Origin of the sequence: Paenibacillus sp. FSL K6-1558 (assembly GCF_038002565.1) — a bacterium.
GTDB lineage: Bacteria > Bacillota > Bacilli > Paenibacillales > Paenibacillaceae > Paenibacillus > Paenibacillus polysaccharolyticus.
Genome location: NZ_JBBOCV010000001.1, coordinates 3959464 through 3982418, shown reverse-complemented (window position 1 = coordinate 3982418; position 22955 = coordinate 3959464). Strand labels below are relative to the sequence as shown.

Annotated in this window: 21 protein-coding genes and 1 tRNA gene; 6 read left to right on the top strand and 16 right to left on the bottom strand. The window is 46.0% G+C overall.

All coding sequences use genetic code 11. The features are described from left to right. Window positions 1–420 precede the first annotated feature (420 nt). From secG to MHI38_RS17200, 7 genes are all read right to left on the bottom strand, one after another. Entirely contained in the window at window positions 421–654 is a 234-nt protein-coding gene (secG, locus tag MHI38_RS17230) for a preprotein translocase subunit SecG (protein WP_090924801.1), read from the bottom strand. Between the two features lie 234 nt (window positions 655–888). Next, complete coding sequence (eno, locus tag MHI38_RS17225; protein ID WP_090924800.1) at window positions 889–2175, bottom strand: phosphopyruvate hydratase; 1287 nt, start codon at window positions 2173–2175, stop codon at window positions 889–891. A gap of 244 nt (window positions 2176–2419) precedes the next feature. Further along, on the bottom strand, window positions 2420–3964 hold the full coding sequence (gpmI, locus tag MHI38_RS17220; protein ID WP_154891553.1) for a 2,3-bisphosphoglycerate-independent phosphoglycerate mutase: 1545 nt from the start codon (window positions 3962–3964) through the stop codon (window positions 2420–2422). 1 nt (window position 3965) lies between these two features. Further along, window positions 3966–4718, bottom strand: coding sequence for a triose-phosphate isomerase (gene tpiA / locus MHI38_RS17215; RefSeq protein ID WP_154891554.1), 753 nt, complete (start codon window positions 4716–4718; stop codon window positions 3966–3968). Between the two features lie 33 nt (window positions 4719–4751). After that, entirely contained in the window at window positions 4752–5933 is a 1182-nt protein-coding gene (locus MHI38_RS17210) for a phosphoglycerate kinase (RefSeq protein ID WP_154891555.1), read from the bottom strand. Window positions 5934–6082: 149 nt separating this feature from the next. Then, window positions 6083–7090, bottom strand: coding sequence for a type I glyceraldehyde-3-phosphate dehydrogenase (gene gap / locus MHI38_RS17205; protein WP_056695277.1), 1008 nt, complete (start codon window positions 7088–7090; stop codon window positions 6083–6085). A gap of 121 nt (window positions 7091–7211) precedes the next feature. Continuing rightward, on the bottom strand, window positions 7212–8243 hold the full coding sequence (locus MHI38_RS17200; RefSeq protein ID WP_090924807.1) for a sugar-binding transcriptional regulator: 1032 nt from the start codon (window positions 8241–8243) through the stop codon (window positions 7212–7214). Window positions 8244–8741: 498 nt separating this feature from the next. Between MHI38_RS17200 and MHI38_RS17195 the strand changes: the two genes are divergently transcribed. Further along, a tRNA-Arg gene (locus tag MHI38_RS17195) sits at window positions 8742–8816 on the top strand. A gap of 180 nt (window positions 8817–8996) precedes the next feature. Further along, window positions 8997–9593: an ATP-dependent Clp endopeptidase proteolytic subunit ClpP gene (clpP, locus tag MHI38_RS17190; RefSeq protein WP_090924795.1), complete on the top strand. Its 597-nt coding sequence runs from the start codon at window positions 8997–8999 to the stop codon at window positions 9591–9593. A 269-nt stretch (window positions 9594–9862) separates the two neighbouring features. On the opposite strand, the gene MHI38_RS17185 is transcribed toward clpP, so the two are convergent. From MHI38_RS17185 to MHI38_RS17155, 7 genes are all read right to left on the bottom strand, one after another. Continuing rightward, complete coding sequence (locus MHI38_RS17185) at window positions 9863–10960, bottom strand: stalk domain-containing protein (protein WP_154891556.1); 1098 nt, start codon at window positions 10958–10960, stop codon at window positions 9863–9865. 364 nt (window positions 10961–11324) lie between these two features. After that, complete coding sequence (locus MHI38_RS17180; protein WP_154891557.1) at window positions 11325–12077, bottom strand: SIMPL domain-containing protein; 753 nt, start codon at window positions 12075–12077, stop codon at window positions 11325–11327. 174 nt (window positions 12078–12251) lie between these two features. Next, window positions 12252–12521, bottom strand: a complete 270-nt coding sequence (locus tag MHI38_RS17175) for an HPr family phosphocarrier protein (RefSeq protein ID WP_090924792.1) — start codon at window positions 12519–12521, stop codon at window positions 12252–12254. Window positions 12522–12746: 225 nt separating this feature from the next. Next, on the bottom strand, window positions 12747–13679 hold the full coding sequence (gene whiA / locus MHI38_RS17170; RefSeq protein WP_090924791.1) for a DNA-binding protein WhiA: 933 nt from the start codon (window positions 13677–13679) through the stop codon (window positions 12747–12749). 6 nt (window positions 13680–13685) lie between these two features. Continuing rightward, window positions 13686–14672 carry a uridine diphosphate-N-acetylglucosamine-binding protein YvcK gene (locus tag MHI38_RS17165; protein WP_154891558.1) on the bottom strand — a complete coding sequence of 329 codons (987 nt, stop codon included), beginning with the start codon at window positions 14670–14672 and terminating at the stop codon, window positions 13686–13688. A gap of 13 nt (window positions 14673–14685) precedes the next feature. Further along, window positions 14686–15585: an RNase adapter RapZ gene (gene rapZ, locus MHI38_RS17160; RefSeq protein ID WP_090924789.1), complete on the bottom strand. Its 900-nt coding sequence runs from the start codon at window positions 15583–15585 to the stop codon at window positions 14686–14688. Window positions 15586–15637: 52 nt separating this feature from the next. Next, window positions 15638–16588, bottom strand: coding sequence for an ROK family glucokinase (locus MHI38_RS17155; protein WP_123066169.1), 951 nt, complete (start codon window positions 16586–16588; stop codon window positions 15638–15640). Window positions 16589–16951: 363 nt separating this feature from the next. Between MHI38_RS17155 and MHI38_RS17150 the strand changes: the two genes are divergently transcribed. From MHI38_RS17150 to MHI38_RS17135, 4 genes are read left to right on the top strand one after another with little or no spacing between them, the layout of a single operon-like run. Next, window positions 16952–17917, top strand: a complete 966-nt coding sequence (locus tag MHI38_RS17150) for an ABC transporter ATP-binding protein (protein ID WP_154891559.1) — start codon at window positions 16952–16954, stop codon at window positions 17915–17917. Between the two features lies 1 nt (window position 17918). Further along, window positions 17919–18656, top strand: a complete 738-nt coding sequence (locus MHI38_RS17145; protein WP_154891560.1) for an ABC transporter permease — start codon at window positions 17919–17921, stop codon at window positions 18654–18656. Window positions 18657–18665: 9 nt separating this feature from the next. Next, window positions 18666–19805 carry a sensor histidine kinase gene (locus MHI38_RS17140; protein ID WP_154891561.1) on the top strand — a complete coding sequence of 380 codons (1140 nt, stop codon included), beginning with the start codon at window positions 18666–18668 and terminating at the stop codon, window positions 19803–19805. Continuing rightward, window positions 19802–20404: a response regulator transcription factor gene (locus MHI38_RS17135; RefSeq protein ID WP_154891562.1), complete on the top strand. Its 603-nt coding sequence runs from the start codon at window positions 19802–19804 to the stop codon at window positions 20402–20404. Before MHI38_RS17140 ends, MHI38_RS17135 begins: the two co-directional genes overlap by 4 nt. A gap of 228 nt (window positions 20405–20632) precedes the next feature. On the opposite strand, the gene MHI38_RS17130 is transcribed toward MHI38_RS17135, so the two are convergent. Both MHI38_RS17130 and trxB read right to left on the bottom strand, forming a co-directional pair. Further along, window positions 20633–21664 carry an AI-2E family transporter gene (locus MHI38_RS17130; protein WP_090924787.1) on the bottom strand — a complete coding sequence of 344 codons (1032 nt, stop codon included), beginning with the start codon at window positions 21662–21664 and terminating at the stop codon, window positions 20633–20635. A 164-nt stretch (window positions 21665–21828) separates the two neighbouring features. After that, window positions 21829–22788: a thioredoxin-disulfide reductase gene (gene trxB, locus MHI38_RS17125; protein ID WP_341181450.1), complete on the bottom strand. Its 960-nt coding sequence runs from the start codon at window positions 22786–22788 to the stop codon at window positions 21829–21831. Window positions 22789–22955 lie beyond the last annotated feature (167 nt).

The following is a 22955-nucleotide window of genomic DNA, read 5'->3' as shown; positions in this document are numbered from 1 at the left end:
CAAAAAAGACCCTTGGTCTCTTAACGTTCCAAGTTAGCCGTTTGAGTCTGCTCCTTCAAACAGTTTATGCAGTATGTGATATGCCCGATCTGATTTAAATTAGCATTTAGAAAATTAGTTTCACCACAAATCTTATCTATACGTTTGAAGTATTAATCACAGGATTTTTACATCTCGCCGGGGCATACCTGCCTGAAATGGGTCTCTAAAACAGTAAGGGGGAATCGAACAGAAGTTACAAGCAAAATGCAGTATCCCTCAATTTCATGAAGGATTAGATGGCCTATATAGCAATATAAATGGAAAACTTTGGGGCAATAAATTTCTACTAAAAAACCTCCGTTTCTGCACGAAACGAAGGTTTATCCGTTAAGCCATTGGCTTCAGCTATTCGGTTTCTTGCTGTAACTTGACTGCAAGTTACTTCGAAACGATCGTAACAATAACAGCCAAAATCATAAATCCTGCACCCAGTACCACCGTTGCACGTTGCAAGAAAAGATCCAATCCGCGCGCTTTCGTTTTACCGAAAAGATGTTCCGCACCACCGGAGATGGCACCCGCCAAACCAGCGCTTTTCCCGTGCTGCAGCAATACTACAGTGATTAGACCGATCGAGAAAACAACGAGCAGCAATTTCAAAGCAATATCCATTCTTTCCACCTCCTACCCATGTGGGCATAACATCTGACCATAAAAACAGTTACTTTAATTGTAGCATAGCTATAGGTGTGATACAAGTAGTACACCACACCCTATTTCCCTTAAATTTCAAAATTGGACACCAAGTATTCATATAGCTACTACATCCACATTCTACAGCACCATATATAATCATAAAAAAGACAAGCCGGTTACCCGGCTTGCCCGAAAAGCTGTGTACACAGCTTATTTTTTAAGGTTGTAGAATCCTTTAAGACCATTGTATTGAGCAAGCTCATCCAATTGATCTTCAATGCGAAGCAATTGGTTGTATTTTGCGATACGGTCTGTACGGGAAGGAGCACCCGTTTTGATTTGACCCGCGTTTGTTGCAACAGCGATGTCAGCGATTGTGCTGTCTTCGGACTCACCGGAACGGTGGGAGATAACAGCTGTGTATCCTGCACGTTTAGCCATTTCGATTGCATCGAATGTTTCAGTCAATGTACCGATTTGGTTTACTTTGATCAGGATGGAGTTACCGATACCTTGCTCGATACCTCTAGCAAGACGCTCAGTGTTCGTTACGAACAAGTCGTCACCAACGAGTTGTACTTTGTCACCCAATTTTTCAGTGAGCAATTTCCAACCATCCCAGTCATCTTCGGACATACCGTCTTCAATCGTGATGATTGGGTATTTCTCAACCCATGAAGCCAGAAGGTCAACATACTCAGCGGAAGTGTAAGATTTACCTTCACCAGCCAAAGTGTATTTACCATCTTTGTAGAACTCAGTGGAAGCAACGTCCATACCCAAGAATACGTCAACACCTGGTTTGTAACCAGCTTTTTCGATTGCTTCGATAATTGTAGTGATTGCTTCTTCGTTAGAACCCAGGTTTGGTGCGAAACCACCTTCATCACCTACAGCTGTGTTCAAGCCTTTGGAGCTCAGTACGGATTTCAGGTTGTGGAAGATTTCTGCGCCTACGCGAAGAGCTTCTTTGAAGCTAGGTGCGCCAACTGGCAATACCATGAACTCTTGTACGTCGATGTTGTTGTCCGCGTGCTCACCACCGTTGATGATGTTCATCATTGGTACTGGCAATGCTTTTGCGTTGAATCCACCCAGGTAAACATACAGTGGCAATTCCAGAGCATCAGCAGCAGCGCGAGCTACAGCCATGGATACAGCCAGGATTGCGTTTGCGCCCAATTTACCTTTGTTTGGCGTACCATCCAAAGCGATCATCAATCTGTCGATACCCAGTTGATCCAAAGCATCCATACCGATTACTTCTGGAGCGATGATTTCATTTACGTTTTTAACAGCTTGCAGAACGCCTTTACCGAGGTAACGGGATTTGTCACCATCGCGAAGCTCAACTGCTTCGTGGGCACCAGTAGATGCACCAGATGGAACGATTGCGCGTCCGATTGCGCCGGATTCCAGGTATACTTCAACTTCAACTGTAGGGTTACCGCGGGAGTCGAGGACTTCGCGAGCGTACACGTCAGAAATAATAGTCATGAGTGATAATCTCCTTTAATTTTGAATTTATTAAAAATTAGGACCACTTGTGTTTCCCCTTATCCACTACGTCAGCAGAATCGTCTTCCGATCGCTGTTATCCCCGGATTCCTTTGAACTTATTCTCATAAGTTGGAATCCTGTGATAAAGGCGAACGCTAAACGCTTCTTCAGACGATTTCTGCTGCCTCCGTTCGGGGGTAAACTCCAAACTTCCCAATTTCATATATGGTTGCTGTGCAACTTATTTACGGGTAGCAATGACAGATGTACCTGTCATCTCTTCCGGTTGTGGCAATTGCATCAGGTCAAGAATGGTTGGCGCGATATCGGCCAAAATTCCGCCTTCACGCAATGTTACATTTGGATCAGTCACGATAAATGGAACCGGGTTCGTTGTATGAGCTGTGAACGGACGTCCTTGCTCATCAAACACCATATCCGCATTACCATGATCCGCAGTGATCAGCACCACGCCGCCTTTGGCAAGTACCGCGTCTACAACGCGACCCATGCACTCATCCGTCACTTCAACCGCTTTGATCGTAGGCTCCAGCATACCGGAGTGTCCAACCATGTCAGGGTTAGCAAAGTTCAGGATAATCGCATCGTGTTTATCCGCTTCAATCTCACGGACTGCTGCATCGGCTACTTCATAAGCGCTCATCTCCGGTTGCAGGTCATACGTCGCCACCTTAGGAGAGTTAATCAGCACGCGAGTTTCGCCCGGAAGCTCTACGTCACGGCCGCCGCTGAAGAAGAAGGTTACGTGCGGGTACTTCTCCGTTTCTGCAATACGCAGTTGTTTTTTGTTATTCTGTACCAGCACTTCACCCAGCGTATTGTCGAGGTTTTTAGGCGAGTAAGCCACATAACCTTCAACCGTTTCGCTGAACAACGTCAGGCACACAAAGTGCAAGCCTACAGGGAACTTCGGCCCACGATCGAAACCGCGGAAATCGGAGTTCGTGAATACTTGCGACAACTGGATTGCACGGTCAGGACGGAAGTTCAGGAAGATGACGGAATCGCCACTCTCTACCAGACCTACCGGCTCACCATCCGCTTGAACGATAACCGTTGGTTCAACGAACTCATCAAATACGGATTTCTCATACGATTCCTCAACCGCTTTGAGTGGATCAGTGTATTTCGGCCCATCACCGTAAACGATGGCGCGGTAAGATTTCTCCACACGCTCCCAGCGTTTGTCACGGTCCATAGCATAGTAGCGGCCTTGAACCGTTGCGATTTTACCTACACCCACTTCATCAATCTTAGCGATCAGCTTCTGCATGAAGTCTTTACCACTATCCGGCATAACATCACGGCCATCCAGGAAGGCATGAATGTATACTTCATTCATTTCTTCTTTTTTAGCCAGATCCAGCATCGCGAACAAGTGGTCGATGTGACTATGTACGCCACCATCGGACAACAAGCCGTAGAGATGAAGCTTTTTACCGTTCTGTTTCGCTTCGCGCACCGCTTTGACAAGTGTTTCATTGTCATAGAACTCGCCGTCACGAATCGATTTGGAGATACGGGTCAAATCCTGATATACGATCCGGCCGGCACCAATGTTCAAGTGACCTACCTCGGAGTTCCCCATTTGGCCTTCCGGCAAACCTACAGCCTCACCGCATGCAGTCAAAGTTGTGTGTGGGAACTGGCTCATGAAACGGTCATAGTTCGGTTTTTTGGCTTGCGCTACCGCATTGCCTTCCACCGTGTTACGCAGACCGAAGCCATCCATAATGATCAGTGCTACAGGTTTTGGAGCTGTCATCTTACTTCGCCCCCTCAACAAGCGCGATAAACGAAGCCGGCTGCAAGCTGGCACCGCCAACAAGTGCGCCGTCGATGTCGCTTTGTCCGAGGTATTCTGTTACGTTTTCCGGTTTCACGCTGCCGCCGTATTGGATACGAACCGCATCTGCAACCTGCTCGTTGTACAGATCCTTCACCAATGTACGGATGTAAGCAATAACTTCATTCGCATCTTGGGATGTAGAGGATTTACCTGTACCAATCGCCCAGATTGGCTCATAAGCGATAACCACTTGAGCTGCTTGCTCAGCAGTCAGACCAGCAAAAGCTGCTTCGGTTTGCACTTTACATACGTCTTTTGTTTGGTTTGCTTCGCGCTCTTCAAGCGTTTCACCAAGGCAGAAGATTGGAGTCAATCCATGACGGAATGCTGCATGCAACTTTTTATTGACAGTCTCATCGGTTTCCGCAAAGTACTGACGGCGCTCCGAGTGACCGATAATCACGTAATCAACACCCAGTTCTTTCAGCATGATACCGCTGATTTCACCAGTGAATGCACCGTTGTCTTCGAAGTGAAGATTTTGTGCACCGATTTTGATGTTAGTGCCTTTCACAGCTTCTACCAGGGATGGCAGGTTTGTAAAAGGTGCGCAGATTACTGTTTCTACGCCTGCGACTTCCGCTTTTCCTTTAACTTCCTGAATAAAGTCATTGGATTCGGAAACCGTTTTGAACATTTTCCAGTTACCCGCGATAATTGGTGTTCTCATTGGTTTCAACTCCTTCATGCTATAGCTTAAAGCTTACTTGTCGTTCAATGCAACTACGCCTGGAAGCACTTTGCCTTCCATGAACTCGAGCGATGCACCGCCACCTGTGGAGATGTGGTCCATTTTGTCAGCCAATTTGAACTTCTCAGCTGCCGCTGCAGAATCGCCGCCGCCGATTACTGTGTAAGCAGATGTTGTAGCACAAGCTTCTGCTACTGCACGAGTACCGTGGGAGAATGGCTCGATTTCGAATACGCCCATAGGTCCGTTCCATACAACCAGTTTGGAGTTTTTAACAACGTCAGCGTAGATCTCACGTGTTTTAGGACCGATGTCGATACCTTCCCAATCTGCAGGAATGTCGCCAACTTCAACGATTTTTGTGTTTGCGTCTGCACTGAAATCGTCAGAGATTACGATATCCACTGGCAGGTAGAAGTTTTTGCCCAGTTTTTTTGCTTTTTCGATAAAGCCAAGTGCTACATCCAATTTGGACTCATCCAGCAAGGATTGACCTACTTCGTGGCCTTGAGCTTTCATGAATGTGTAAGACAAACCACCACCGATGATTACGTTGTCTGCAATATTCAGCAGGTTGTCGATCACATCGATTTTGTCTTTTACTTTGGAACCACCGATGATTGCTGTGAAAGGACGCTCAGGGTTGGAGATTGCTTTACCCAACACATCAAGCTCTTTTTCCATCAACAAACCGGACACTGCTGGAAGCAAGTGAGCGATTCCTTCAGTCGAAGCATGTGCTCTGTGAGCTGCGCCGAATGCATCGTTAACGAATACGTCAGCCAGTTCAGCAAATTGTTTTGCCAGTTCCGGATCGTTTTTCTCTTCGCCTGCGTGGAAACGAACGTTCTCAAGCAACAATACGTCGCCATCATTCATTGCTGCGATTTGAGCTTTAACCGCTTCACCTACGGAATCATCCGCTTTAGTAACCGGTTTACCCAGCAATTCAGACAAACGCTCAGCTGCTGGTGTCAAACGCATGGATTCTACAACTTCACCCTTTGGACGTCCCATGTGGCTCGCCAAGATTACTTTTGCACCTTTTTCGATCAGGAAGTTGATCGTAGGCAGTGTTGCACGAATACGTTTGTCATCTGTAATTTTACCATCTTCGAGCGGCACATTGAAATCTACACGGACAAATACCCGTTTTCCATTCAATTCGATATCGCGTACACTTTTTTTGTTCATCTCTATTTCCTCCGCACCCATGTATTTGGTGAACCTTTCAAGAGCTGAATCCCTTGTCAGTCCTGGTGTTCATGAGAAATTAACTAAATATCCATATATAAAGAGCGGAAACAATAACAATCTGTTTCCGCTCTATGTTATTACAGATATTACTTGATCATTTTTGCAAAGTGCTCCAATGTGCGAACCAATTGAGCTGTGTAGGACATTTCGTTGTCATACCAAGCTACAGTTTTAACCAGTTGTTGGTCGCCAACAGTCAGAACTTTAGTTTGAGTTGCATCAAACAGGGAACCGAAAGTGATTCCTTGGATATCGGAAGATACGATTTCGTCTTCAGTGTATCCGAAAGTTTGTGGATCGGAAGCTTCTTTCATTACTGCGTTAACTTCTTCAGCAGTAACTTTTTTGCCCAGAACAGTTACAAGCTCAGTCAGGGAACCAGTAGCTACTGGTACACGTTGAGCTGCACCATCCAATTTGCCTTGCAGTTCAGGGATAACCAGACCGATTGCTTTAGCAGCACCAGTTGTGTTAGGAATGATGTTTTCAGCTGCTGCGCGAGCACGACGGAAGTCACCTTTAGGGTGTGGAGCATCCAATGTGTTTTGGTCGCCAGTGTAAGCGTGAATTGTAGTCATCAAACCTTGAACGATTCCGAATTTGTCTTGCAGTGTTTTTGCCATAGGTGCCAGGCAGTTTGTTGTGCAAGATGCGCCGGAGATTACAGTTTCAGTACCGTCGAGAATTTCATGGTTTACGTTGTAAACGATGGTTTTCATGTCGCCAGTAGCTGGTGCGGAGATAACAACTTTCTTAGCTCCACCTTTCAAGTGTTTCTCAGCAGCTTCTTTTGTTGTGAAGAAACCAGTACATTCCAGAACGATGTCTACACCCAGGTCTCCCCAAGGCAGTTCTTCAGGGTTACGGTTAGCAAGTACTTTAACTTCTTTGCCGTTTACTTTGAAGAAACCATCATGTACTTCAACATCGCCATCGAAGCGACCTTGAGTTGTATCATATTTGAGCAAATGAGCCAGCATTTTAGCGTCAGTCAAGTCGTTGATTGCTACTACTTCAATGCCCTCTACATTTTGAATACGGCGGAATGCCAAACGACCAATACGTCCAAAACCGTTAATACCTACTTTAATCATGAGTAAGTTCCTCCCAAGTTTTGATTAGTTTTTTATGAAGCTATATATTCAAGACAGACGGTAAAGTCCGTCAAGACAACAAGAGTTGTGTTCAAAATAAAACCATTTCATCTCTGAAAAGTTAGATGTTTTCCATGTCAGCGACGATGACTTCGGCCGCAGCCTCATCAATAATCAGAATATCTTCCTGTCCGAACCGCAGTACGGAATGGATGGCAGCTGCCTTGCTTTTGCCGCCCGCAATGCCAATGACTACATCGGTGCGTTCGATATCCTGAAGCCGCATGCCCAGCGTAAGCATGGTATGTACCACCTCACCCTGACCATTGAAGTAATACCCGAAGGACTCCGATACAGCTCCCTGCTCCTGAAGTTCGTCAATGATCTCCGGTGCAAGCTTGCGTCTCTTCGCCATCTCCACAGCATCACCAATGCCATGAATTACGATGCGAGATTGCCTGATCAGCTGTAAAATCTCCTGAACTCCCGGGTCCTGGATCAGTGATTCATAGGCATGGTCACTAAGCAAATCCGGTACATGCAGGAGTTTGTATTGAGCCCCTGTCCGTTTTGCCATCGTGGATGCAATCGTATTTGCCTGAATTTCCAGGCTCTCTCCCAACCCTCCGCGTGCTGGTACAAACCAGACACCCTTCATTGAAGTCGGTGGTGTGAGTTGTTCTGCGACTTCGGCCGTTGTTGATCCGCCTGTTACAGCGACAACGTCGTTGTCATTCATGATACTGCTGAGAGCTTTTGCTCCAGCTCTTCCAAGCTCCCTTTTGGCGTAAGGAGATATATCCGAATCACCAGGAACCACGACTACCTTTTGCAGACCGTAGGCTTGCTTGATTCGCTCTTCCAGCTCGGATAATCCAAACAGCTCTTTCGCGACAGGTTCTAATTGCTGCAGCAAATTATAACCCGCCTCGCTGATCTTCATCCCTGCACTGTCAATTTCGATAAGTCCCTGAGCCTTTAACAGATCGGTCTCAGCTCTCAGAACCCGCTCGGTCATCTGCATGGAATTGGCTAACGTTCTCCGCCCAATCACATCCGATAACATGATCTGGTGCAGAATCGTATAGCGTTTTTTCAAGACATCCATGAGATCGGGCAGAAGCTGCTTTTGCACTTCCAAGATCGTTCGCATGCTTTCCACTCCCGCAAGCTTCATGTTCCAAGCTTTCTGCATGGCCTTAAAATGTCCCGGGTTAACTTTTTAAGTCCCACGTTCATTCTACCTAAAACTGACGCGAGATGCAAGTGTTTCGATTGCTTATTTCGACAGGTTAGCAGGCGTTTGTACGCGCCTATTTTCACAACCTTTACACATCGAGATAAGGAAATGAGGATCTCACACCATATATAGAAGAAGTCCACACATAACATCTATATCTTGCTGTGTTTCATTTTCATAGGGCATGTCCAAAACTTCTTATAGCATGTACTGAAATACAAGCTTTATCCATCTTTCTTCATCATGATCATTTCCGAAACAATTCAAACCATCTTCGGAATAACTCGGCCCATTCATGAAAGACAACGTGAGCCCATTTATCTTAAGGAAAACCACACCATGTTCATGCAAAGCAACTGCTTGCAATTCACCAGTGCATAAGCTATAATCATTATTGCTGTCACATAATTTGCGCCCGTGGTCCAATGGATATGACGTAGGCCTCCGAAGCCTGAGATCCAAGTTCGATTCTTGGCGGGCGCGCCACTAAATTTTCTAACAGCTCATAATGCATTTAACCAACGAAACCGGAAAGGTTTCTTTTTTTTCAAACTTAGTTTGACTTTCTTTGACTTTTTGTTTGAGATTGTTTATGATGTGGTTAATACGGTAACAGTTTAAGTATAAACACCATTTAACATTTACATTTCCGAGGAGGTTTTTCACGTGAGTTATATTCCAATGGTCGTTGAACAGAGCAACCGGGGTGAGCGCGCCTATGATATTTATTCCAGATTGCTGAAGGATCGTATCATTTTCCTTGGCAGCGACGTGAATGACGTTGTAGCGAATGCCATCATGGCACAGATGTTGTTCCTGGCAGCGGAAGATCCGGAGAAAGACATTCACCTATACATCAACAGCCCAGGCGGATCCATCACAGCGGGTATGGCAATTTACGATACAATGCAGTTCATCAAACCGGATGTATCTACGATCTGCGTAGGTATGGCGGCTTCCATGGGTGCATTCTTGTTGAATGCCGGTGCAAAAGGCAAACGTTTTGCGTTGCCAAACAGTGAAATTATGATTCACCAACCTCTTGGTGGTGCACAAGGTCAAGCTTCGGACATCGAAATCCGTGCACGCCGCATCCTGAAAATGCGTGATACCTTGAACCGCATCATCTCCGAGCGCACAGGTCAACCCCTGGAGCGTATCGAAAAAGATACAGATCGTGACTACTTCATGAGTGCTGCTGAAGCAGCCGATTACGGTATCATCGATAAAGTAATCCAAAACGTAGGCTCCCAAGGCATCTAAGCTTTAGCTGCCTGGAGACAACGTAAATAAGCGCAGGGCGGGCATCATCTGAATATAGGTGAGCACGCTCTGCGCTTTTTAATTATAACAGGCAATCTCACCACCCGGACTTGGGGTGCCTTGCCTGCATAAACCAGAAGCCCCCGTCATTCTTGCTTTGACGGAGGCTTCTGGTTTATTATTTTTCACTAATAAAAGGTATAAGTGCTCTTGTCTTGTTTTGACTTGAATTTAATTTATTTTATGATTTCATCTAAGCTAAAACGAACTTACTTCTCAGAAGCTACGTTGCTGAATGGTGCGGTTCCTTTAGGCAGAATATCTTTGTAAGTGAACTTGAATTCAGGGAAGCCCTCCGCATACGCGGTGTACTCATACAACTGGAAGAATACCACTGCGCCTGTTGGCGTCACGTAGAAATCCTGATCTTTGTTAAGGCCTTTGTAGTCGTTCAGGGCTCCCGCGTTCGCTTTCAGTTGCTCGCCAACCTTTTTGCTGATCGTTTCACGCATCGATTTGCTGTTTGCAATTACATCATCCAGTGTCAGCTCTTTACCTGTGTCGAGAGCAAACGTATGACCGGTGCGAGTCGTCATGCCATGTGCGCCTGCATAGTCCTCATAACGTTGAGTGATCAGACCCAGCACACCGTTCTCATTGTAAGTCACCACATAAGAAGCTTCGAATGCATATGGACGATTTGCGGTTGCTCCACCGAATTCTGACGTTTGTTTTTTGAACGCCGCAACAGCGGTGTCCACTTCATCTTTGAGCACTTTGTTAATCGCAGCTTCGGCCTCTTTGCTCGCTAGTCCGCTCACTTGCGGGTACTGCACATCCACCTCAGCATTTTTAACGGTTACACTCGCTTTGGTCGATTTCACCTGAACGTTATTTTGTTTCACTTTACTCAGGGTCAGTGTTTTGGTTTTGGCATCCCAGCTACCTTGTACACCCAAATAATCTCTCATTGCAGAGAACGGGATGTACAAACGACCCTGGATCAACTTTGCTTCCACTTGAGGATAAAAACCATTAATATACACGTTTGGCTGTCCATCCATCAAACTCACAGTCATTGCATTGTTCGCTGCAGTTACTGTATATGACTTTGTTTTTGCATCATATTTCAATGTCCCACCTGCTACATCCTTAACTGCTGTCAGCGCCACCCATGTAGATCCACCTTGGAGCAACCCTTTTTGCGTGAGGGTTTTTCCACCTGATTTCAACGTTACTTCAGCCGGTGCAGTTACTTTGGCAGATACGGATGTTGCTTGAACCGATTGATCCATCCATGCTGTGCTTCCTCCCATAATTACACCTGCTGCCAATAATGCACTCGTCCACTTTTTCCATGTTTTCATCTATAAAACTCCTCTCTATATTCCATCAGGTTTAATGCGTATGTAAATAGAATTAGATTGCATAGGCCATACGCTTGCCTCTTTATTATAATTAACCCATTATCGGAAAGGTTTACAGCCCCAGTTACAATGTTGATGAAAATAGTCCAATATTCATTGCAGAAAATGAATGTTTTGTCACGAACAATGCTACAAAAAAGACATGATTCACTCTGTTCTCAAACCAGTCATATAATCACTTTCCGGCCCCGCTTCCTCAAAGCCAGCATGTGCAACAAAAAAACACGGCCCCGAAGGACAGTGCTTTTGTCATTATTTTAAATTCTTAATATTTAATATTTTATCCCGTGAAGTGCAAAGTTCCTTACTTCATCTCATACGTGATATTCAGAACGGTACTTACTTTGACCTGACCAGCTTCGATCTGTGTACCTGCATCTGATTCACTCTTCGCTTGCGACATGAGCTCTGATGCATAGAACACAGGAACATTAGCATCCGGCTGACTTACCGATAGAACAGTACCCAGCTGACGTTTAACCGCTTTAGCGATCGCTCCTGCTTTCACATCTGCATTAGCTACCGCCTTAGCAATCACTTCGGATTCGTATTTCTCTGGATTCTCTACTGTAAAGCGTACATTTTCAATATTATTGGCCCCTGCTTGGGAGGCTGCATCCAGCAGTTCACCAATCTTGTCCATATCACGATATGTTACTGTCAATGTGTGATGTGCTGTGTAACCTTTAATTTTCTGTCCATCTTTTTCGCTATACGTGTAGTTTGGTTGCACGTAAAATTGACTGGTTTGAATATCATCGGCACTAATCTTCCATGTGTTTTTCAGCAAATTAGTAACCTTTTGAATCTTAGCAGCATTTGCTTTCTGAGCTGACGCCGCAGTATCGGCAGTACTGTTCACACCGATGGACAGATAGGCAATATCCGGCTTCACTTGAATCTCACCTTTACCTACGACATTGATTACATTTTGCTGTACGCCCTGAACTTCGGCAGCATAAGCATAATTTCCTGGAGCTACATAAGCCGTTCCTCCGACCAGCAACGAACTTGCCACCAGCACTGCACCAAACGGTTTCATCCATTGTTTACCCATTACGAATAACCTCCTCATATGTTAACTTCTCAAACTTGAAGCGATTTGATACCTTAACAGACGGGACAAATTCCATAATGTTGCACTTGACGGACCCGTTTAATTAAATTTTATATAAAACGCAAAAAAGCCCCTTGCGGGACTTCTTCATGGATTGAATGGAGTTCATGAAGCTTATTGATTCTCAAGCTCTTCTTTGCTAACCAGACTAACTAAAGCGTTTACAGCCTGATCCGCATCCGCGCCTTCAGCACTAATATGGATTTCTGTACCTGTACTGATCGCAAGGCTCATGATTCCCATGATACTTTTAGCATTTACTTTTTTATCGTCCTTCTCGACGAACACTTCAGATGAGTACTTATTCGCTTCCTGAACGAACAGTGCTGCAGGTCTGGCATGGAGACCCGTTTTCAAACGGACAACTACCGGGTGCTTTGTCATAGAAACTTACCCCCTATTATGAAATCTGGACATTAAATACACAATTATATTTATACAACATTATACCATTAACCCGTGCAGGACACTAGAAGAAAAAACATAGCCCGCCAGCATAGGCAAAAATCCAGAGCCGAAGCCTCTCCTTCACCCGCACGAGTAACCCAACACGACCTGGTAAGGTCATAACAAACCTTAAACCTAAATGATTCGTTTCAACCTTCAACTTTAACGTTCCGCACGCACTTTCTCAGCAAGCTCATCAATCTTCCGAAGGCGATGGTTCACGCCCGATTTGCTCACCGTACCTTTTAGCAATTCGCCTACTTCCTTCAGATTGATATCGGGATGAGCAAGCCTTACCTCAGCTACCTCACGTAGCTTATCCGGAAGAGATTCCAGACCTACTTCCTTTTGCAGTAAACGGATATTGTCGATTTGTCTAACCGCCGCGCCAATCGTTTTGTTCAGATTAGCTGTCTCACAATTGACAATTCGATTCACCGAGTTACGCATGTCCCGCATAATTCGAACATCTTCAAACTTGAACAAGGCCTGGTGAGCACCAATGATGCTAAGCAACTCAATGATTTTCTCGCCTTCCTTAATGTATAGGATGAATCCTTTTTTCCTTTCTATACACCGGGCATTAAGATGAAATTCATTAGCCAAATCCACCAGTGCCTGACAATGCTCTTCATACATGGACGCAATCTCCAGATGATATGAGGAGCCCTCCGGGTTATTTACGGAACCACCTGCCAGAAACGCACCACGAAGATAGGCTCGCTTACAACAATTCTTCTCCAGTAACTCTTCATTAATGCCAGGAGTAAACAGGAATCCTTCAGAGACGATGTGCAGCTCCTTTAGAATCTCCTGAACCATAGACGGAACACGAACAATATACACATTGTTCTTCTTCAGCCGCATTTTTTTGCGAACCAACAATTCCGTATGCACTTGAAAATGCTTTTTAAGCAGAGAGTATGCCCTTCTTGCGATCGCAGCATTCTCTGTCGAAATATCCAAGATGACTTTTTTATTCGATAACTGCACTGCACCAAGCATACGGATGAGGGCTGAAAGTTCCGCCTGTTCGCAGCACGCTTCACTTTCAATCATCGTTAATTCTTTTTTGGTCTGTGCTGCAAATGACATGGGACTTCACCTCTTCCGTAACATCCAATTTTGAACCAGTTGGTAAATATGATGGCTGAGCTTATCAGCATCATGGCGCAGATAGGTTTTGAACAAAACCAGCGTATCTGCGACAACCTGATAACCTGAACTTTTCAGCACATTCATATCGAGAACAACCGGTTTTGCTCCTTTTTCCGCATACTTATTCTGCACTTGTAGCGGAATGTCACCATTGTTCACGATCACGTAGTCAAAGAGCTGGTGACCAATATGATCATGCACTGCCTTAAGATGATCACTCACTGTATAATTATCGGTCTCTCCCGGCTGTGTCATTACGTTACAAATAAACATCTTCACCGCATCCGTTTGAACGACAGCTTCTGCCAGTTTGGGCACAAGCAGATTAGGAAGGATGCTCGTATATAGACTACCTGGGCCAATAAGAATCGCATCTGCTTGGCGTATAGCCTCCACAGCTTCTGGCAACGGCTCCACGTGATCCGGTTCAAGAAAGACACGTTTAATACGCCCGCCTGCCTCAGGGATTTTGGACTCACCAGTAATAATTGTTCCATCCTCCATCTCAGCATGTAGCACAACAGCTTGACCTGCTGCCGGAAGCACCTGACCCCTAACGGCAAACACGCGGCTAAGCTCCCGCACAGCGGTCACAAAGTCGCCTGATATATCCGTCATTGCAGCCAATATCAAATTCCCCAGGCTGTGGCCTGCAAGCCCCGCGCCTGTATTGAAACGATACTTTAACATGTCCGAAAGCAGTGGCTCAACATCTGCCAGCGCGGTGAGAACGTTACGAATGTCGCCTGGTGGCGGCATTTGCAACTCACTGCGCAAGATCCCTGAACTCCCACCGTCATCGGCAACCGTAACGATGGCCGTGATATCCATCGGCTTCTCTTTTAAACCGCGTAACATCACAGATAATCCGGTTCCGCCGCCCATAACAACGATTCTCGGACGTTCTCTCCGTGGTCCGGCCTCTTTCATCCCTTCACCCTCTTCAATGACGGTCCCGGTCAGCGTCGCGGTGGCTTACGGTAACAGCTTCAGTCTCACTGCTTCCGAGCATTTTGCCCAAATATTCCGATATTGCTACCGAACGATGCTTGCCTCCGGTACAGCCGATTCCAATAATAACCTGGCTTTTGCCTTCCTTCCGGTATTGCGGAATCAGAAAATGCAGCATATCCAGCAGCTTGGTCAGAAACGCTTGCGTTTCCGGCCATTTCATAACATATTCGTACACTTCACTATTTTGTCCTGTATTCGGCCGCAAATGATCAATATAATGCGGATTCGGTAAAAAACGAACATCAAATACGAGATCCGCATCAATCGGAATACCGTATTTAAATCCGAAGGACGTTATATTCACGGACAACATCTGGCTCTCCAAGTGAGAGAAACGTGAGATGATGCGCTCCTTCAATTGAGCAGGCTTCATGGTGCTGGTATTCAGCACCTGAGTTGCTGAATTTTTAAGTTCCTCCAGCATCTTGCGCTCCAGCTTAATGCCATCCAGCGGCATACCTTCTGGCGCTAACGGATGTCTACGTCTACTCTCTTTGTAACGTTGAACCAGAACCGAATCGGTTGCATCCAAAAATAGAATTTCGCAGTGAATCGTAAAATGATCCTTGATATAGTTTAAAGACTCGGACAATGCTGTGAAAAATTCACGTCCCCGAAGATCGATGACCAGCGCTACCTTGCCAATCTTGCCATTCGACTGTTCGATCAATTCCGCGAATTTAGGAATTAGAACAGGCGGTAAATTATCTACGCAGAAAAACCCTAGATCTTCCAGGCTCTGCACAGCTATCGTTTTACCCGCTCCGGACATGCCCGTAATGATAATGAGCGTGGCGCCTGTGCCTGGTGAGCCTTCACCGTCAAGCATAAATGTCCCCTCCTTATCATATTGCTGTCGGATATATCGTGTTACAAAGGTACTACGAACGTAAGAGGAGACCTGCCGCGCCTACGATTCCTGCATCATTACCCAGTGTAGCTTCCAAAATCTGAACACCTTGTTGCAACGGCTCTGGAGTCAATTGAGCAAACACAGTCCGAATCTCATCAAACAAGAAGTCGCCTGCCTTGGATACTCCACCGCCAACAATGAATAATTCCGGGTTCAGTACAGCGGCTACGGTTGCCATGGATTTGCCCAAATAATAAGCCGCACGGTTTACAATCCGCAGAGCCACTTCATCGCCTGCTTTGGCCGCATCAAATACTTCCTTGGCAGCGATTTTGTCTACCAAAGCAAGGGACGTATGATCACCACGCTCTACAGCATCCTTCGCCATGCGAATGATACCTGTTGCGGATGATACCGTCTCTACACATCCCATTTTACCACAGCCACACTTGATTGCTTCCAGATCAGGCACAACACTGATGTGGCCCAGTTCCCCTGCCATGCCGGAAAACCCCTGATAGATTTTACCGTTCAGGATGAGACCGCCGCCAACGCCTGTACCGAGTGTGAAGCATACACAATTGTCTACACCCTTGCCGGCCCCAGCCCAAGCTTCACCCAGAGCAGCAACGTTCGCATCATTATCTATTTTGACAGGCTTGCCCAGACGCTCTTCCAGAACCGAACGAATGGCTACATTCCGAAATCCGATGTTAGGAGCATGAACAATAATCCCCTCGCGTACATTCGTGAAACCGGCAACTCCTGCTCCGACACCCTCAAGCTGTTCCCAGCTGTATGGCGATTCGGCTACGATATGACGGACATACTTCTCGATGTTGGCGATAACCGTGTCAACGCCCTGGTCCACTTCAGTCGGTCCTTCATACGTATGCATAAGCTGACCTTGATCATCACATATACCGACCTTGATTGCTGTTCCGCCGAGATCGACCCCAACGTAGATTTTCTCAGACATGCTGCAAGCCACCTTTATCTATCTAAAATAGTTTAAGTCCTACGTACCAACTATAATTGAAGGATACGCCGGGGTCAAGACGAGAAGACCTCACGCGCAACATGCTTTGGCAGGGTTGTGAACGACATCACACACCATTTTTGAATGCGTATACAACCTCATTTTAATCTATTAAAACGCCATGCTCCCTCCTCCCCTGATAGAAAGGGTAGCCTCAACTCATGATATTTCATTATCTCTCGTTCCATTCATAAAAGATGACAATTGTCATCTGATAATCATGACAATGATTACTAAACCCTTCACGTCCCCACAGTTAAGATGAAAGTATAACATTCGATCAGAAGAAGGACGTGACCATTCATGAACTCCCACAATAACGTGATACAACTGGATAACGTCAGTAAACAGTTCGGAAAGAAACAAGCTGTCCGCCAGGTTTCACTCCAGATCGCACAAGGTTCGATTACAGCTATTCTTGGACCTAACGGTGCAGGCAAAACAACCACAATCAAAATGATGCTCGGTCTAACCAGCCCTACTTCAGGCGAGATTCAGATACTTGGATTGCCCCCAGGTCACAAGCAGGTGCAACAACGAATCGGTGTCATGATGCAAGATGTCAGTGTCATGGATTTCCTCACCGTACGTGAGATCATTCGTATGGTACATAGCTATTATCCGGCACCACTAGATAGAGTAGCTCTTGAGAAATTAACAGGGCTCTCCCCGGCCGATTTGAATCGGAGAGCAGAAAAGCTATCAGGGGGACAGAAGCGTAGTTTAAATTTTGCCCTGGCTATGACGGGGAACCCCGATATTCTTTTTTTCGATGAACCCACAGTTGGCCTGGATTCTGAGACCCGCCGGCAATTCTGGTCACAGATCCGCACACTCGCACAACAGGGTAAAACGGTGGTCTTCACTACGCATTACCTCCATGAAGCCGATGAAGTGGCTGATCGGATTATTCTGTTTAATGAAGGGGCTATTGCCGCCGACGGAACACCCGAGCAAATCAAAAACGGGATGACTAAGCGGACCCTATCCTTCACCTATATCCCTTCCCTTGAGGACAGCGGCGAATCGGCTCATACAGAAAACGATGAAACCACTGCGGCCGCCAATCAGGCCTTGATTGAAAAACTGTCTGGCGTGGACCATGTGTTATATCAACAAAACCGCTGCATTCTCCAAAGCCAAGATACAGATGCACTGATTCGTCAAATTATAACGATGCAGCTTCCGGTTCGGGACATCCGCATTGAAACCGGACAACTGGACGATGCCTATGCATCTATGTTGAATAACGTGAAGGAGGAACAATAATATGTCGATGTTAATCGCTCAATCCCGTGCAGAGATGATTCGTATGACCCGTAACGTATATTTTGTGTTCTGGTCTTTGCTGATGCCCGTTCTGTTTTACATTCTATATACACGTATATTTACAACCGGTGCGGTGGATGCCAAGGAATGGAATGCACACTATCTCATGTCGATGACCTGCTTTAGTGTAATGGGATCTTCCATTATGACACTCGGCATTCGCCTTGTGCAGGAAAGAGCCCACGGCTGGGTTACTTACCTGCGAGTCACACCGCTACCGAACTCTATTTATTTCGGGGGCAAGATGATCGGCCAGACCTTCATCCACTTATGCTCGATTATCGTCATTTTCACATCTGGTTACTTGATTAACGGCGTCTCTCTCACCTTCTCACAGTGGGTCAGCTCTGCGCTCTGGATTCTTGCCGGTTCCCTTCCTTTTCTCGCTATAGGCACCTGTATAGGCACGTTACGGAGGGTAGATACAGCAAGTGGATTAAGCAATGCCTTATACCTTTCTCTTGCCCTGCTCGGAGGCATGTGGATGCCGCTGAATGTGATGCCAGACTGGCTCGCACAGATCGGTCGCTGGCTTCCGTCCTACAGTTTTGGCAATGGTGCATGGGTCATCACCGGCGGTGGGATACCGCAATTGCGGGACATCCTTCTTTTAGGAGGTTATCTGGCGGTATTTATGTTACTATCCACATATATCCGCAGTAGACAGAAGGAGGCGTAACTCCGGCACATGTTCCAAGAACTTGAGCTTTTCCCTAAACGATTTGGAATCTATCCGTACATATGGATGATCTATTTAGCCATGCCCCTATATTACCTGGCGAACGCCCATGGACATGAACAATACATCGGAATCACCGCTTTTATCGTTTTTGTCCTGACCTATCGACAGCTGTATATGACAGCAGGAGAATTTATTTTTTCCTATTGGCTCATTCTGCAAATGTTATGTGTTCTGATTCTGACGTTGGTCATTGACCCAAACATGTTTTTTCTTGGATTTTTCACAGCTAACTTCATCGGATGGTACACCGAAAAGCGACTCTTTAGAATGTTTTTATTGGTATTTGCCATTATTCAGACGATCCCGATCGCTATGGCTATCGCTTTTAACCAACTCAGCGCTGAGCAGCTCTTATTCTTTACTCCATTTTATATCATCATGCTGATTTCACCCTACGGCATTCGAACCATGCTGGATCGTCAGCAGCTCGAAGCTAAACTTGATGAAGCTCAGCAACATATCAGGGAGTTAATCAAACGGGAGGAACGCATGCGAATTGCCAGAGATCTTCACGATACGATGGGGCATACCCTATCATTGATCACATTAAAGAGTGAGTTGGTGACCAAACTGATTGCCAAAAATCCGGAACGAGCAATCCAGGAAGCACGCGAAATTGAACGCACCTCCAGGGCAGCACTTCGTGAAGTGCGCCAGCTTGTCTCCGATATGCGAGCTATTAGTATCGCAGAAGCAATAGCCGATGCCAGAGAGATGCTGCGGAGCGCAGATATCGAGTTACAACTGTCTGCCCAGCAAGAGACTTGCAGTGATGTACCTGATTTGACGCAGAATATGGTCAGCCTATGTCTGCTTGAGGCTGTGACTAATATTGTGAAGCACAGCAAGGCAACCTGGAGCCTGATTTTACTGAAGCGAGAAACGGATGGGATTTATATTACAATTCAAGATAACGGAACAGGCATATCAAGTGATCAGCATCCCGGTAATGGTCTAAAAGGTATGTCGGAACGGCTTCATCTGATCGATGGATCTCTCCAGATCGACTCCGATACTAAAGGCACCCGGCTGGCACTTTTCTTTCCCATCGTTGCAAACAAACCGCAAGGAGGTACGTCCATATGATTCGTATTTTGATCGTGGAGGATCAGCGTATGCTTCGAGGGGCTTTAGCCTCCCTGCTTGATCTTGAGGATGATTTTGAGGTCATCGGTGAGGCTGGAAACGGGGAGGAAGCCCTGCAGCGGATCATTTCACTGCAGCCCGACCTGTGTCTGATGGACATTGAGATGCCTGTCATGAGCGGATTAGATGTTGCTGAACGGATGCAGCAGCTTGGATTGAACTGCCGCATCATCATTCTCACAACTTTTGCACGCCCCGGATTTCTGGAGCGGGCTGTACAGGCAGGCGTGCAGGGCTACTTACTCAAAGACGAACCCAGTGACCGCCTAGCTGAAGCTATCCGCCGTGTCATGAATGGAGGCCGTGAAGTATCGCCAGAGCTTGTGTTTGGTGCAGCTAAATCGTTCAATCCGCTCACAGAACGAGAAAAGGAAGTATTGAAATTAGCCGCAACCGGTATGAATGCCAATCATATAGCCGCTTCACTGCACCTGTCTTATGGAACGGTACGTAATTATTTGTCAGAGGCCTTTGCCAAACTGGATGCCAAGAACCGGATGGAGGCCGTTGCTATAGCTGAGGAAAAGGGCTGGCTGTAAGCACATGTTCTTTGCTCCAAGGAAGAAGAGTTTCTCTTCGTTCGGTATAGAATGGTATACCTCGTTACATCATCGCGATACGTCTATAAATCGATAATGTTTCGAATTTTGCTTCATTATAATACCTCCCTCTCTCAGGAGCAGAAATAACAAAAAACGCCATCCAGCGAAGCACTGGAGGCGTTTATTCTTTTTTACCAACCATTCGGCGAACTCTCAAGAATCAAATTACAACTTCGTCTCTACTCGCACAGGCTCCTCAGTCTTCTCCATCTTGTTTACATCCAGAATATCCAGCATGAAGACAAAGATTGGAATACCAATAATCAAGCCCCAGATGCCGAGGAAATGTTGCGACAGAATCAGCACGATAAAGGTGTAAAACATCGGTAACTTGGTCTTGTGCGCCATGAGCTTCGGATTCAGGAAGTATGTTTCCAGCGCATGAATAATGATGATCATAACGATCACGATGATGGCCATCTGCAATCCGCCCATTTGATACCCGATCAGACAGAGCGGCACAAGGGAGATCATAACCCCTGCAACAGGCACCAGACTGAGCAGGAAGACCATAATTGTTAACGCGAATAGGTAAGGGTAACCTAAGATCCACAATCCGAGCATCGTCAGCACCGTATTAAATACGGCAATTAGCAGCTGCGCTTCAATGACTTTACCAAAAGAAGATACAAATTTGTCTCCCAGGTATGCCACTTCATTATAGAACCAACCGATTTTACTTGTTTTGAACTTGGACGTGAATTTATAGATTTCTTTTTTCTGCAACAGGAAGAACAAACTCAAAATAATAACCAGCAGGATGAATTCCAGCCATTTACTAAAGGCAAAAATGTATTTCAGCGCTTCGTTGGTATAATTTTTAATGTCGAAGGACTGCAGATAACCAGCGATCTTGGAGGCAAAATTATCACCATCAGCCGTGTCGAGAAATTTCATAATCTCGTTGGTTAACTGCACAACCTGATCCACAATCCGTGGTGAATATCTGGATATACCAAGTACAATTCCGGCTATCACAATCATATACAGCAGAATGACCACGACTTTATAGTCGATTGGAAAAAAGCGATTCAAACCTTTTGTAATGAGATGCTGTAGCCTGTTCATGACATAAGTCACCAGGAACAACAGCAGAATCATATGAAGCATACTCCCCATACTGAACAAAATTAAACAGAATAACAGCAGGATCAAAAAACGTCTAACCGTTGCATTCTGAAGCCAATCTTTTATCATTTCCCCCAACTTCTTCACCTCACAGCTAATATACCCCTTATGTATACGAAATCATGCCCATCATCGTTTCAAAAAAAGAGAAGCCCTCCGGCTTCTCTCAGTTCATGAGACTTCCCGTTGTCTCTTATGCTAGTTTATTCCAAACCATAGGGCTGTCATGCGTATTACTTATCCAGCGTTTCGCTCCAATCGTGCACGATACTTCCCTCCAGGAACTTTTCACAATCCATCGCTGCCATACAACCTGATCCTGCAGCTGTAATGGCTTGACGATATTTCGTATCCTGAACGTCACCACATGCAAATACACCTGGAATGTTGGTTTCTGTTGTTCCTGGCTTCACCACAACATACCCATGCTCATCCAGCGCAATGGCGTTGCCAAGAAATCCAGTATTCGGCGTGTGCCCGATGGCAATGAATACACCATCTGCTTCGAGCAACTCTTCCTGACCAGTTTCATTGTTGCGCACCTTCAACCCTTTGACACCCATTGCTTCAGGTACAACCTCAAGAGGTGTACGGTTCAAAGCCCATTTCACCTTCTCGTTGCTGCGGGCCCGATCCTGCATAATCTTGGATGCGCGCAGTTCATCCCGGCGGTGAACCAACGTAACATCTGTAGCAAAACGAGTCAAAAAGCTCGCTTCTTCCATAGCGGAGTCGCCACCGCCCACCACAACGATCTTTTTGCCGCGGAAGAAAAATCCGTCACATGTTGCACAAGTACTTACTCCCCGCCCTACGTTTTCCTGCTCACCCGGAATACCGAGATAACGAGCCGAAGCACCTGTGGAGATAATGATGGAGTCTGCCTCCAATTCACCAATGCCCCCCACACTTACTTTAAAAGGTTGCTTACTGAAGTCAACCTCTTCCACCCAGCCATTCTTGAATTCAGCCCCAAAACGTTCTGCTTGCTTACGCATGTTGTCCATCAACTCAGGCCCCATAATACCTTGCGGGAAACCCGGGAAGTTCTCGACGTCTGTAGTCGTTGTCAATTGCCCACCTGGCTGAAGACCTTCAATCACCAGCGGATTCAGATTCGCACGAGCCAGATATATCGCTGCTGTCAGACCCGCAGGTCCGGTTCCGATCACAATCGTTCTGTATTTAGACATATAGATACAGCCTCCTTCATCAGGTTAAGATGTGTAATGGTCGCGAATAACTTGCCAAGATGATATCTACAGGCATTTTTAGACCTATTCGTTAAGTTTACCCGTTTTCCCGGTTAATGTATCCTTCTCTCAGGGACAACCATGCTTCAAGCTTGAATTGCCACGTT